A 12,666-nucleotide genomic window follows, 5' to 3' on the forward strand; every position below is an offset into this window, starting at 1 on the left:
GAAGCCCCGCATTTGGAGAGCCGTCATGCCCATCGAGTCCGCGGACGTCGTCGCCATACGTCGACTCGTCGACGCCGCCGTCGAGTCCCAGTCCGACCCCGACCGCTTCCTCCCCCTGCACACCACCGACACCACCGTCGTGAACTTCACCGGACGCCGGGTCGCCGGACGGGACACGCTGGCCGAGGCGATGCGGCAGGCCCTCGCCTCGCCGCTGGCCGACGTGGTCACCACGGTCGAGGTCGAGGACATCCGCTTCGTCCGCGACGACGTCGCGATCGTGGCGAGCGTCAAGCACGTCGACGACCGGCGGCGGCCGGGCGCCGCCGGTGCACCCGTGGACCCCCTGCACGCCACCTCGGGCCGGCTCACGTACGTCCTCGTGAAGGACGACGGCACCTGGCGGATCTCCTCGTCCCAGACCACGCCGATCCTGAACTGACGGGGCCCGACCGGGCGTCCCGCGCGCCCCGCACGACGTCGACGTCGCATTCATGCCAGACCCGGGCGGTGCGCCGCTGGTGAACTCGGTGCATGTCCGCACCGACGCCCGCCCCGGCCCCGCCCCTCGACGGCCCCGCCCCCGCCACCCGTACACCCCTCAGGGGGTGGCTCGCCGTCTTCTCCGTGACCCTGGGGATCTTCTCCATCGTCACCACCGAGATCCTCCCCATCGGCCTGCTCACCCCCATCGGCGACACCTTCGCCACCTCAGACGGCACCTCCGGCCTGATGATGACGCTGCCGGGACTGCTCGCCGCCGTCGCCGCGCCCACCGTCACCGTCACCACCGGGCGGGTCGACCGGCGCCGCATGCTCTGCCTCCTCATGCTGGTGCTCGCCCTCGCCGACATCGTCGCCGCGACCGCGCCCGCGTACTGGGCGATGATGGTCTCCCGCGTCCTCGTCGGCCTCGTCATCGGCGCGTTCTGGTCGATCGGGGCGGGGCTCGCCTCCCGCCTCGTGCCCGAGGCGCAGGCGGGGCGCGCGACCGCCGTCATCTTCTCCGCCGTCCCGCTCGGCTCCGTCCTCGGCGTACCCGCGGGCACGCTGCTCGGCCAACTCGCGGGCTGGCGCACCGCGTTCGTCGCCATGGCCGTCCTCACGCTGGCCGTGCTCGCGGCGCTCCTCGTCTCCCTGCCGCCGCTGCCCCCGCAGCACGTCACCCGGCTCACCGTGCTGCGCGAGCTGCTCGGCACGCCGCGCGTCCGGCTCGGCCTCGTCGTGACGTTCCTGGTCGTGGCGGCCCACTTCGGCACGTACACCTACGTCACCCCCTTCCTCGCGGAGGTCACCGGCGCGGGCCCGTCCCTCATCACCGTGTTCCTGCTCGCCTACGGCGTCGCCGGCATCGGCGGCAACTTCCTCGCCGGCGCGTGGGCGCGGCGCGGGCTCCGGCCCGCCTTCGCGGCGGCGGCGGGTCTCATCGCCACGGCGACGCTGCTCCTGCCGGTGCTGGGCACGGCGAAGCCCGGGGCGTTCGTGCTGCTCCTGATGTGGGGCCTCGCCTACGGCGCGGTGCCGGTCTGCTCCCAGACGTGGTTCGCGCGTGCCGCACCGCACGCCCCGGAGGCGGCGTCCGTCGTCTTCACGTCCTCGTTCCAGGCGACGTTCGCGCTGGGCGCGTTGGCCGGCGGGGCGGTGGTCGACGGGGTCTCGGTCTCGACGGCGATGCTGTGCGGGGGCGTCGCGGTTGCGCCGGCGGTCATGTCTCTACGGTGGGGGCGTACGCGATGAAGTCCCGCCGGACGGTCGGGGCGAGCAGCCGGTTCGTCCGTCACGGACTCGGATCGCACGACCGATGGGAGAGCACGGCACGTGAGCCCACGCGAAGGCAAGAGGCAGAGGTGGCGGTACGCGGCAGCGGCTGCCGTCGTGACCGCGGGAGTGCTGGTCGTCTCGGGCTGTGGCACCGACGGCGCACCGCGGTCGGCGGACGAGCGCGACTCCCGGCTGCCCGGGCGGCACGGCGGCACGACCCCGCCCCCTGGCTACCAGCGTTCCTACGCCGCCGGGTACGAGGAGGGCCACAAGGTCTACGGCGACGGAGGCAAGGGCGCGGCGGTGCGCGAAATCGTGCACGGTGGCTGTGCGCGCAGGGCCTTGGACGCCGACGCCCGCGACAGTGAGGATCGCGGGTCGTGGGTGAGGGGTTGTCAGGACGCCGTGCAAGGGGCGCCGAAAGATCCGCCGGCCCGCCCGGTGAGCAAGAGGGAGGCAAACCCCGCGCTCCTCAAAGGCTTTCGCGCATGGGCGCGTGCCGAAGGGGACGAGTCGCTGAGCCGTCACGCCGACCAGCTGTTCACCGTCGAACTCACCGGGCCCGAATACGACGTCGAAGTGCGCACCGATTACACCTCGCGGAGCCATGCCGAGAAGTTCGCCGGTCGCTTCGTGGAATGGTGGGACGGAGATGACGGTGGCGGTGCCGCACGGAGTGTCCTCATCCTGGACGGTCACAGCCGGCGCATCGCCGTCCGGTCGCTGTGAGGGAGCGGCGCGGCGGGTTGGTCATGTCTCCACGGTGGGGGCGTACGCGATGAAGTCCCGCCAGGCGGTCGGGTCGAGGGCCAGGGCGGGGCCCTGGGGGTTCTTGGAATCGCGGATGTGGACGGCGGTGGGGCAGACGGCGACCTCCAGGCAGTCGCCGGAACTTCCGCTGCTGTAACTGGACTTGTGCCACTTCAGGGCGGCTTCCACGCAGTCGCCGCTGGAGTCGCCGCTGTAGCTGCTCTTGAACCAGGAAAGTTCGATCGTGCTGCTCATCGCGCTCCTCGCAGTCGCTTCAGCAGGTCCACGGAATCCTCTGGCGTGAGGGCCTGCGTGCGCAGTTTCGCATACCGCATCTGAAGAGTGCTGATCACTTTCCGGTCGGCGATGAACTGACCGTTCTCTTGTCCCTCGCAGTATCCGAACCACCTGTTGTCCGGCGTCTCCAGGAGCTGAATGGGCCCGTCCAATCCGGAGTGCACTCCGCGCTTCAACGGCATGATCTGCAATTCGACGTTGCGAGAGGCTGTGACCTCTAGGGCGTGATCGATGAGCCCCCGGGCGATCTCAGCGCCACCCGTGCGACGCAGGAAGATGTGCTCCTCGACGATGAAGCTGAAGTCGGTGTTCGGCCGCTCCCGCAGGAGTTGCTGACGCTCCACACGTGCCGCCACCTGAGCTTCCAACTCCTCGTCGGACAGGGGTGGGACCCGGGCGTCGAACAATGTTCGCAGGTACGCCTCCGTTTGCAGCAGACCCGGCGTCAGCCGACACTCGTACGTGTACAGGGTCAGGGCATCCCGTTCCAGCTGCGCCCACCGCCGAAACCAAGAAGCCAACCCCCGCTGCCGCGAAAGCTGATGCACCATCAACCGAAGCGTCCCGAACGCGTCCAGCGCCCCCTCGCACCGGTCCACGAAACGCGGTGGCGGAAAGCGCCGCCCCTGCTCGACGGAGGCGAGGAAGTGCGTGGAGTACCCGATCTCCGGGGCGAGGGCCTCCTGTGTGAACCCGGCCCGTTTGCGAAAACTCTTCAGCGCCGCGCCGAACGCCTTGAGGCCGTCCGTCGGTTCGGGCTCGTTCGCGCCCTGCGTGCTTGACGACGTCACGCGCATCCCCTGACACTCGCTCACCGGTCCCCGCCAACCCGCCCATGGTCACGGTCGGTTACGCGTACTGTCCACACTTCGCACCCGTACAAATACGGACCGTACGAGTTGGGTGCCTGGTGGCGCCGGGGGAGCGGGGCCACCGTGGGCGTCATGCCAGAGCGAGTGCAGACTTCCGTCCCCGTACACGTGTTCACGGAGCGTTTCGGTGCGACGCCGCGAGGAGCCCGTCTCGCGCGCCGCATGGCGCGGTACCGCCTCGACGGGTGGGGCATCCCGTACGGGGGTGACATCTCCGAGCGGGCGGCGCAGATCGTGGCCGAGCTGGCGGCGAACGCCGCGACGCACGGCAGGGTCGCGGGCCGGGACTTCGAGCTCCGGCTGACCTGCACGGACGAGGTGGTCCGGATCGAGGTGAGTGACGCCCGTGCCGAGCGGTGTCCCGCGCAGGAACCCCGGCGGCCGGATCCCGACGACGAGTCGGGGCGGGGGCTCCTCCTGGTGGCCGCGCTGGCGGACGAGTGGGGGGTGGCGCGGCGCGACGTCGGCAAGACGGTGTGGGCGTGGATCGACCGCCGGCCGGCGACAGGCCGGCCCGCGACAGGCCGGCCGTCCGGAGGCTAGTTCAACGCCCGCACAGGTCGGCCGAGTTGACGTAGCCGCCCGCGTTTTCGTCGTCCGTGGCGAGGACCGCGGGCCCGGAGCCCGGCGCGCACTCGACCGCCTCGATCTTGTGGCCCTTGAACTTCCGCAGGACGTCGGGGTGCTTGGCGACGGAGAGCCGCACCGCGCCGGAGCGGTTCACGGTGAGGGTGCCGGCGTCCATGACCGCCGAGTCGAAGGGGCCGTCGTCGCCGGCGTCGGACGCCGAACTCACCAGCAGGCGGCCGGAGCCGGTGACCGAGATGTCCGAGGCGTGCCGGACGGCACCGGTCGGGTAGGGCGCGCGGAGGCGGGCCGTGGAGAGGCGGCCGAACTCGGCCTCGTCGTACTTGTTGAAGGAGAACGGCGCCGCGTGCACCGTCGCGGGGCGCTCCTTGCCCGCGCCGCGGTCCGCCCAGACCGCCGCCATCCTGCCGTGCCGCGAGGTCAGCGCGAAGCTCTCGTAGTCGTCACCGTCGGCGATGGCGGGGAGCGGGGAGATGTCCTGGACGTGGACGTCGGAGCCCCGCACCTTCAGGTGGTAGACGAGGCCCCGGCTGGCCAGGGCGACGAACTCGTCGGAGGTGCCGGGCACGGCCTCGATCGCTTCCAGGTCGATGGGCTCGGCGCCGTCCGCCCAGGCGAGCGGCTCGATGTGGGCGGAGCGGCCGGGGCGGTAGGAGAGCTCGGCGACGCGGTTCTGGCCGGGCTTCTTGTTGTCGCGTACGACGAGCGCGTGGGCCACGCGGCCCGAGGTCTCGGGGCCGTCGGCGAGGGCGAGGCCGCTGATGCCGGACGTGATGTCGTCACCGGCCTGCTGCCAGCCGGGCGTCGCCGAAGGGGCTGCCCCCGGTGCGGGGGCCGCTCCCGGGGTGGCCGCGGGGGTGGCCGCGGCGCCGGTGGAGAGGAGTGCGGCGGCAAAGAGGGCTGCGGTGCTCAACACGGTCGTTCGGGGGGACATCGGGATTTCTCACCTCGTGCAGATGGACGCGCGTAGACGGGAAGCTGGCCGGGACCGTACCCATGGGAGCCGACGGGAGGCAAGAGTGCGCGCAGGCGCGCGGGACACCTGGGCGTCCCGCGCGGAGGGGTGAACCGGGGGAGGGCCGGCCGGGCCGACGGAGGGGCGGCCGCTACCCGATGTGGTACGGGTCGCCGTAGACCTTCCAGTCGAGGGGCGGGTCGAGGTTGAGGTTCCGCTTCTGCAGGAAGACCCGCTGGGCGGTGTCGACCCGGCTGGTGTCCTCGTGGGCCTCCTCCTGCTTCATCGCCCAGACGCGGGCGTCGAGGAAGGCGTTCAGGTACGTCACCTCGTCACCGCCCTGGGCCGGCGGCCGGGCCGACCGCAGCGCGCGCTTGCGGATGTTGCGGAAGCTGGTGGAGTCACCGCCGTCGCCGTGCATGACGATGGCGTCGTAGTAGCAGAACTGGCCGAGGGTGCCGACGCCGTCCGCCTTGCCCTGCTGGACCGCGGGGTTGAAGTAGACGCGGTCGCGCTCGTCGTTCTGCGCGGTGCGGAACGCCGCGTCCGTGTCGGCGGCCCGCTCCCAGTCGCGCTTGAAGTTCGGGTCGAGGCCCTCGTGCGAGTCGGTGCCGTCGACCTCGCGCAGTGCCGGGAGGTACTTGGCCAGGACGTTCCCCGGCTTGCGCCGGGTGTAGAGCTCGACCAGGTCGAGCATGTCGCCGGTGCCGGAACAGAACCCGATGATGCCCGCGGTGTAGCCGCGGCCGTCGTCGATGTCCTCGCAGTATCGATACTGCTTCTTCCAGTCCAGCGAGGAGTTCTCCGCGCTGCAGACGATCTGCATCGCGATCTCCTTCTTCGCCGGGTCGTCGAGCCCGCCGGCCGCGAGCGGGCCCGGCGAGGCCGGGGCCTGGGTCGCGTTCGCCGCCTGGGTGGCGAGGAGCGGGCCCGCCACGGCCGCGGCGCCCATGAAGGCGAGCAGCGTGCGGCGGGAGGTGAGGGTGGTGCGCGGGCGTATGTGGGGGGTCTCCACGAGGGCCTCCAGGTAAGGGAGTTCATGGTTCCGCGTCGGTACCGCGTCTGTTAGGAAGGTTTCCTACCAGAGAATCGATGTGACGTATACCCGTCAAGAAGCACCGAGTCCGCGATACGGAATGGCCGGACCCCGCCCTGGCAAGGGCGCCTCAGCGGTTCGTACGCTCCCCCTCGCTCACGCAATCCGCTCCAGGCAGCCGTAACGCGTTCCCGTTGGTCACGGGGTGCGCGCGGGCCCGGACGTGGCGGAGGTCAGCGGTGCCCGGTCCCGCCGCGCGCGTCGCGGCGGGCGCTCAGCCGGTCGCGCACCTGCGCGGCGATCTCGTACGTGTCGCCCGTCGGCCGGGTCGCGAGCCGGCCCGGGTCGCGGATCCACGCGTCCTCGACGGCGAACCAGTCGATCTTCCGGGGCGCGCGGTCTTCGGCGAGGGCGCCGCGCAACTCCGCGAAGTACCGCTCCCAGCGCAGCCGGTAGAGGCCGCCGACCAGCCCCGCCCACTCGCGGTTCGCGTAGTCGCGCAGCCCCGCGTCGGCGCCCGACCGGTCGCCCCACACCGTCACCAGCGACAGCTGGTCGTACGCGAGCCGATCCCGTTCCGCGGCGTCGGCGCCCCAGGCGCAGGCGTCGGCCACCCAACGGCCCAGCAGATGACGGGAGTCGGTGGCCAGGAGCCGGTCGAGCAGCTCCATCAGGCCGAGCCAGTCGCGGGTGAGCGCGTCGAAGCCGGCCGCGTACCCGGCGTCGTACGCCTTCTTGACGCGCGGAAGGAGTGTGCGGCTGCGGTTGGACAGGGCCTGCCGGGCGACGTCGAGCAGGTCGCGCCGGTACGCCGACGACTGCCGCAACCCGCGGCGCACGGCCAGGAGTTCGCCGAGGGCGGGCTCGAAGTCGGCCGGCTCGTACCGCATCTTCCTCGGCGACCAGGCCGCCGCCGAATCCGCTCCGAGGTCGGGCCGCGCCCCGAACAGCCCGTCGGCGCCCTCGGCCCAGCCGTCGGCGCGGGTCGTGCCGTACGCGGTGCGGCGCAGCACGTCCCAGGCCGCGACCGCGTGCGGATCGGCGGCTCCGTAGCGGACGGCCGGCCAGGTGGCGAACCAGGCTTCGAGGTCCAGGTCGCCCGTGCGCCAGGCCAGCTCGGAGAAGAGGGCGAACGCGGCGGGGTTGTTGTCGGCCGCCTCCGGCATCAGCGAGATGCCGCGCAAGGTGCTGCCCTCCTTCGTCCGCCACTTCTCGAACAGGGCCGCCCAGTCCGGGGTGTTGGCCCCGAGCGTGGTGTGGCCGCCGAAGTTCCAGATGATGGACCCGAAGGTGTACGGCGTCGAGCCCCAGACGGACTCGCGGTCGGTGATCTCCGGGAAGCGGTCGGAGATGCCGTCGACGACGAGCATCCGGCGCTTGTCGACGGCGTCGGTGATGGCCTCGGGCGGATTGTGCTGCCACCCGAGGATCACCCAGGTCGCGCCGGGGTGCGCGGTCCGCAGGGCCTTCTCGACCCCCTTGGCGGCGTCGCCGACGGGTACGTCGCCGGGCTTTCCGCCCTCGTGCAGGAGGTCCATCTTGTACATCGTGGACGGCCCGAACAGCTCGTCCTGGATCCGGTAGAACGCGGCGGCGACGCGCGCGAAGTGGCCGGTGCGCGGATCCAGCCAGTCCGGTCTCGTGAAGCCGACCCACTCGCCCTGCGGCACGGTCCGCCCGCCCGGGTTCCGCTCCTCGAACCCGGGCGGGACGGTCCCGAAGTAGCCCGGCAGGACCGGCGTCATGCCCAGGTCGCGCAGCCGGTCGCAGATGCGCCGCCCGAGCCGGGCGCGGGCGTCGAGCAGCTGCCGCGACACCGGATGCGGGAACGCGGCCATGTTCTGCAGGAGCCACCACGGCTGGTGGGCGGGCGCGGGTATCCAGGCCCGCACTTCGGCGTCGGTGTAGCCGAACTCCTGGAAGGCGCGGTGGTGGACGGCGTCCGCGCCCGCGTGGACGAGGACCTCGTTGTAGCCGTGCAGGGCGAGCACGTCGATCTCGTGCTCCCAGTAGTCCCAGCCGTGATAGGCCCCCGTGTAGCCGTCGTTGGTGTCGTTGAGGACGAAGCGGTGCGGGGTGTTGGCGGCGCCGGTGAGCGGCGTGGCGGGGGCGGGGAGCCGGCCGGGGAGGTGGTCGGTGCGGCTGCCCGCCCAGGTGATGTCGGCGTGCGTGACCTGGTTCAAGTAGCGGCGCAGGCCGACGAGTTGGGTGGCCGGGTCGGTCGCCGTGACGGTGATGCGGCCGCGCTCGCCGGTGACGTGGAAGGAGTCGTCGGCGCCCGGCTCCTTCGGGGCGGTCCGGAACGTGAACTGCTGCCAGTGGCGGGGGAGCAGGCGCCGGGCCGCCTCGGCGGCGGCCGTGCGGCGCGGGGCGGGCACGCCGTCGGCCGCGGTGCCGGAGCAGGCGGCGGCGGCGACACCGGCGGTGCCGGCGAGTCCGGTGAGGAAGGTGCGGCGAGGGAGAGGCATGAGGGCTCCGTCGGTGGGAGGGGTGCCGCGGTGGGAGGGGTGCCGAGGGGTGTCTTCCCTTGGGGCGCCGGGTCGACCCGTGGTGATCCTCCGGGGGGTGTGGTTCGGCCTCGTACATCTCGGATACATCGGATCGATGGCGGGACAGTGGTGGATCGATGACGGGTCGATGGTGGTCACGGCAGCGTAAATCATGGCAGTGGAGCGGGAGTTGGACCCATTGACATCCGATGAATTCGTCCCTACGTTCCCGAGCGACCCCCAACCCCCAGGGAATCCCGGGAGCCGCCCCATGCGCCACAGAGCCACTGGACCCGCCCTGCTCCTCGCCGCCGCCCTCGCCGCCACGGCCGTACCGGCCGCGACCGCCGCCCCCGACGGCGCACCGGCCCCGCGACCCCCGCGGACCGCCGCCGGGCCGGGCACGGACCACGCGGCGGACGACCCCTTCACCGCGGACCGCACCAACTGGTTCCGGCAGGACCGCTTCGGCATGTTCATCCACTTCGGCGCGTACTCGAACCTGGAGGGCGAGTACCGGCGGCCCGACGGCACCACCTGCCGCGACGCCGAGTGGATCAAACGGCAGTGCGCGATCCCCATGGACGCCTACGAGAAGCAGGCGCAGGAGTTCAACCCCGCCGACTTCGACGCGAAGGCCGTCGTCAAGGCCGCCGAGGACGCCGGGATGCGCTACATCGTCATCACCGCCAAGCACCACGAGGGCTACGCGATGTGGCCGACGAAGGTGAACGACTGGAACCTGCGCGACCACTCCTCCTTCGACAAGAACCGCGACATCATGGCCGAGTTGAAGGAGGCGGCCGACGACGCCGGCATCAAGCTCGGCTTCTACTACTCGATCTGGGACTGGCACGACAAGGACTTCGCCGACCCGGCCACGTTCCCGCGGTACGAGAAGCGCATGTACGCCCAGCTCGAGGAGCTCGTCGAGAACTACGACCCCGCGCTGCTCTGGTTCGACGGCGAGTGGGACACCGACAACCCCCACAACCCGTGGACGGCGAAGGACGGCGAGCGCCTGGAGTCCTACCTCCGCGAACTCGACCCCGGCCTGGTCGTCAACAACCGCGTCGGCAAGCGCCGCGTGGTGGACGGCGACTACGGCACCCCCGAGCAGGAGATCCCCGCCGCCCCGGTCGACGGCCAGCTCTGGGAGTCCTGCATGACCCTCAACGGCCACTGGGGGTACGCCCGTTACGACGAGGACTGGAAGTCGCCCCAGACCCTCACCCGCAACCTCCTCGCCACCACCTCCCGCAGCGGCAACTACCTCCTGAACGTCGGCCCCGACGCCCGCGGCCGCATCCCGCAGCCCTCCGTCGACCGCCTCAAGCGGATGGGCGACTGGCTCCGCGCGGACGGTCAGGGCGACGCGGTCTACGGCGCCCGGTACGGCGGCCTCGTCGAGGAGCCGGCCTGGGGATCGGTGAGCCGCAAGGGGGACAAGCTGTACGCGGCGGTCACGCAGTGGCCCGCGGCGGGCGGCACGCTGCACCTGACGGCGCGCACGGACTTCCGGGTGAAGGCGGCGCGAGTCCTCGGCAGCGATCAGCGGGTGACGGTCACGGAGGCCGGCGACGGCGTCGACCTCAAGCCGTCGGGCGCCGCCACGAACGACACGGCGACCGTGATCGAACTGACCGTCGACCCCGGCCCGACCGCCGGGCCCGGCCGCGGCACGGGCCTCAAGCAGGAGATCTTCGACAACGCGACCCTCTCGGGCCCCCCGAGGATCACCCGTACCGACGCCACCCTGAACCACGCCTGGAAGTACACCGGTTCGCCGGACGCCACGATTCCCGCCGACCACTTCAGTGTCCGCTGGAGCGGATCGGTGGTGCCGCGCCGCTCGGAGACGTACACCCTGACGACCGTCTCCGACGACATGGTGCGCGTCTGGATCGACGGCAAGCTGGTCGTCGACTCCTGGACGCCGCACGAGCCGAAGACCGACAAGGCGCAGGTGCGGCTGACCGCGGGCAAGCGCCACTCGGTCAGGGTCGAGTACGCGGAACAGACGGGCGAGGCCCATCTGCGGCTGCTGTGGTCCAGCCCGGGGCAGGAGCAGCAGATCATTCCCCGTTCGCAGCTGTATACACCTTGACGGCTTCGATTCACTGAAAAACGGGCCTCAAGTCCTTGGAATCAGGGACTTGAGGCCCTCGGTATGAGGACCATCGGCGGGCATTTCGGATCCTCGCGCATTGGCAATGTTGATCGACGTCCGACCGGGGTAGCCGGGCGGAACGACCAAGGTGCCGACAGAGAGAGTGACAACCACGTGAGCGCGCCAGAAGCCCCCGAAACAACGGCACCGCCCGCTCCCGAAGCCGTGGCCCGCCACCGTGTGCTCTTCCGCGCGATCCACCGCCGCAAGAACCCCCGCCTGCGCCAGTCGGACATCACGGTCACCGAGGAAGCCCAGGTCAAGCGGGCGGTGAAGGCGACCGCGCTGGGCAACGCCATGGAGTGGTACGACTTCGGTGTCTACGCCTACCTCGCCGTGATCATGGGCAAGGAGTTCTTCCCCTCCGGGAACGACACCGCGCAGACGCTCTCCTCGCTGGCCACCTTTGCGGCGGCCTTCCTGGTGCGGCCCATCGGCGGCATGTTCTTCGGCCCGCTCGGCGACAAGGTGGGCCGCAAGAAGATCCTCGCGCTCACCATGATCATGATGTCGTCGGCGACGCTCGCCATCGGCCTGATCCCCAGCTACACCTCGATCGGCGTGTGGGCGCCGGTCCTCCTCGTCCTCTGCCGCATGGTGCAGGGCTTCTCGACGGGCGGTGAGTACGGCGGCGCCGCCACCTTCATCGCCGAGTACGCGCCCGACAAGCGCCGCGGGTTCTGGGGCTCCTTCCTGGAGTTCGGCACCCTGATCGGCTACACGGTCGCCGCGGTCCTCGTCACCGTGCTGACCATGGGCCTCAGCGAGGACGCCATGCAGTCCTGGGGCTGGCGCATCCCCTTCCTGGTGGCGGCGCCGCTCGGCCTCATCGGTCTCTACCTGCGGCTGAAGCTGGACGAGTCGCCCGCCTTCCAGAAGATGGAGGAGGGCGAGGGGCCCGCGGCCGAGCGCCAGAAGAAGTCCTTCCGGGAGTCCTTCTTCGGCCAGTGGCGCGCGATGCTGCTGTGCATCGCGCTGGTGGCGGCGTTCAACGTCACGGACTACATGCTGCTCTCGTACATGCCGACGTACCTCACGCAGCTCGGCTTCGGCGAGACCGGCGGGCTGATGTCCATCGTCGTCGTGATGCTGATCCTGATGGCCCTGATCAACTCGGTCGGCCGCCTCTCCGACCGCGTCGGCCGCAAGCCGGTCCTGATGGCGGGCTCCGTCGGCTTCTTCGTCCTGGCCCTGCCGGCCTTCCTCCTCATCAAGCAGGGCGGGACGGTGCCGGTCTTCGCCGGGCTGCTCATCCTCGGCCTCGCGCTGGTCTGCTACCTGGGTGCGATGTCCTCCTCGCTGCCCGCCCTGTTCCCGACCGACGTCCGCTACGGCTCCCTGTCGATCGGCTTCAACATCTCGGTCTCCCTCTTCGGCGGTACGACTCCGCTGGTGGTCGCGGCGCTGATCGGCGCCACGGGGAACGACCTGATGCCCGCGTTCTACACGATGCTGGCGGGTCTGGTCGGCATCGTGGCGGTGGCCGCGATGAAGGAGACGGCGCGCAAGCCGCTGGACGGTTCGCCGCCGTCGGTGGCGACGGACGAGGAGGCGCGGGAGCTGGTGGAGGGGCAGTCGCAGTCGCAGCCCCAGTACTGACCTCGCGGCGGCGGCACGGCCGACACACCTGAATCCGGACGGAGTTGACGGGCAGACCGGCCAGGCCGGTCTGCCCGGTCGGCCGTTCACCGTGTGTACATTCGGGCGGGGTGCCGCCGGACGCGCGCCGTACGCCGGAGCGACACGGA

At 71.2% G+C, this 12,666-nt stretch carries 11 protein-coding genes; 6 read left to right on the plus strand and 5 right to left on the minus strand.

Annotated elements, in window-relative coordinates; genetic code table 11:
* The first annotated feature begins 25 nt into the window (after positions 1-25).
* The 3 genes from ACZ6B8_RS09065 to ACZ6B8_RS09075 all read left to right on the plus strand — a co-directional run bounded on the left by ACZ6B8_RS09065 (position 26) and on the right by ACZ6B8_RS09075 (position 2,490).
* Entirely contained in the window at positions 26-442 is a 417-nt protein-coding gene (locus ACZ6B8_RS09065) for an SgcJ/EcaC family oxidoreductase (protein WP_471077887.1), read from the plus strand.
* Between the two features lie 92 nt (positions 443-534).
* Positions 535-1,737 carry an MFS transporter gene (locus tag ACZ6B8_RS09070; protein WP_471606759.1) on the plus strand — a complete coding sequence of 401 codons (1,203 nt, stop codon included), beginning with the start codon at positions 535-537 and terminating at the stop codon, positions 1,735-1,737.
* A gap of 138 nt (positions 1,738-1,875) precedes the next feature.
* Entirely contained in the window at positions 1,876-2,490 is a 615-nt protein-coding gene (locus ACZ6B8_RS09075; protein ID WP_471606760.1) for a hypothetical protein, read from the plus strand.
* Positions 2,491-2,511: 21 nt separating this feature from the next.
* Here ACZ6B8_RS09075 and ACZ6B8_RS09080 read toward each other — a convergent pair whose 3' ends face one another.
* On the minus strand, positions 2,512-2,766 hold the full coding sequence (locus tag ACZ6B8_RS09080) for a DUF397 domain-containing protein (protein WP_471606761.1): 255 nt from the start codon (positions 2,764-2,766) through the stop codon (positions 2,512-2,514).
* Positions 2,763-3,605, minus strand: coding sequence for a helix-turn-helix domain-containing protein (locus tag ACZ6B8_RS09085; RefSeq protein ID WP_471606762.1), 843 nt, complete (start codon positions 3,603-3,605; stop codon positions 2,763-2,765). Before ACZ6B8_RS09085 ends, ACZ6B8_RS09080 begins: the two co-directional genes overlap by 4 nt.
* Before the next feature lie 147 nt (positions 3,606-3,752).
* Here ACZ6B8_RS09085 and ACZ6B8_RS09090 point away from each other — a divergent pair, with 147 nt between their 5' ends.
* Positions 3,753-4,223, plus strand: a complete 471-nt coding sequence (locus ACZ6B8_RS09090) for an ATP-binding protein (protein WP_471077899.1) — start codon at positions 3,753-3,755, stop codon at positions 4,221-4,223.
* A gap of 1 nt (position 4,224) precedes the next feature.
* On the opposite strand, the gene ACZ6B8_RS09095 is transcribed toward ACZ6B8_RS09090, so the two are convergent.
* From ACZ6B8_RS09095 to ACZ6B8_RS09105, 3 genes are all read right to left on the minus strand, one after another.
* A complete protein-coding gene (locus ACZ6B8_RS09095) occupies positions 4,225-5,202 on the minus strand; it encodes a hypothetical protein (protein ID WP_471077902.1) in 978 nt (325 codons plus the stop codon).
* A 172-nt stretch (positions 5,203-5,374) separates the two neighbouring features.
* Positions 5,375-6,238 (minus strand): chitosanase, encoded by an 864-nt coding sequence (locus ACZ6B8_RS09100; RefSeq protein ID WP_471606763.1) that lies wholly within the window; start codon positions 6,236-6,238, stop codon positions 5,375-5,377.
* A gap of 254 nt (positions 6,239-6,492) precedes the next feature.
* On the minus strand, positions 6,493-8,727 hold the full coding sequence (locus ACZ6B8_RS09105) for an alpha-N-acetylglucosaminidase (protein WP_471606764.1): 2,235 nt from the start codon (positions 8,725-8,727) through the stop codon (positions 6,493-6,495).
* Between the two features lie 292 nt (positions 8,728-9,019).
* Here ACZ6B8_RS09105 and ACZ6B8_RS09110 point away from each other — a divergent pair, with 292 nt between their 5' ends.
* Together ACZ6B8_RS09110 and proP are read left to right on the plus strand one after the other, a co-directional pair.
* Positions 9,020-10,855 carry an alpha-L-fucosidase gene (locus ACZ6B8_RS09110; RefSeq protein WP_471606765.1) on the plus strand — a complete coding sequence of 612 codons (1,836 nt, stop codon included), beginning with the start codon at positions 9,020-9,022 and terminating at the stop codon, positions 10,853-10,855.
* A 177-nt stretch (positions 10,856-11,032) separates the two neighbouring features.
* Positions 11,033-12,517 (plus strand): glycine betaine/L-proline transporter ProP, encoded by a 1,485-nt coding sequence (gene proP, locus ACZ6B8_RS09115; protein WP_471606766.1) that lies wholly within the window; start codon positions 11,033-11,035, stop codon positions 12,515-12,517.
* Positions 12,518-12,666 lie beyond the last annotated feature (149 nt).

It is taken from the genome of Streptomyces sp. NPDC041122 (assembly GCF_055592445.1).

Bases quoted from the DNA above. Each gene is read 5' to 3' on its own strand.
- ACZ6B8_RS09105 (WP_471606764.1), bottom strand. From the start codon at position 8,727: ATGCCTCTCCCTCGCCGCACCTTCCTCACCGGACTCGCCGGCACCGCC.
- ACZ6B8_RS09110 (WP_471606765.1), top strand. From the start codon at position 9,020: ATGCGCCACAGAGCCACTGGACCCGCCCTGCTCCTCGCCGCCGCCCTC.
- ACZ6B8_RS09080 (WP_471606761.1), bottom strand. From the start codon at position 2,766: ATGAGCAGCACGATCGAACTTTCCTGGTTCAAGAGCAGCTACAGCGGC.
- ACZ6B8_RS09065 (WP_471077887.1), top strand. From the start codon at position 26: ATGCCCATCGAGTCCGCGGACGTCGTCGCCATACGTCGACTCGTCGAC.
- ACZ6B8_RS09085 (WP_471606762.1), bottom strand. From the start codon at position 3,605: ATGCGCGTGACGTCGTCAAGCACGCAGGGCGCGAACGAGCCCGAACCG.
- ACZ6B8_RS09070 (WP_471606759.1), top strand. From the start codon at position 535: ATGTCCGCACCGACGCCCGCCCCGGCCCCGCCCCTCGACGGCCCCGCC.
- ACZ6B8_RS09095 (WP_471077902.1), bottom strand. From the start codon at position 5,202: ATGTCCCCCCGAACGACCGTGTTGAGCACCGCAGCCCTCTTTGCCGCC.
- ACZ6B8_RS09090 (WP_471077899.1), top strand. From the start codon at position 3,753: ATGCCAGAGCGAGTGCAGACTTCCGTCCCCGTACACGTGTTCACGGAG.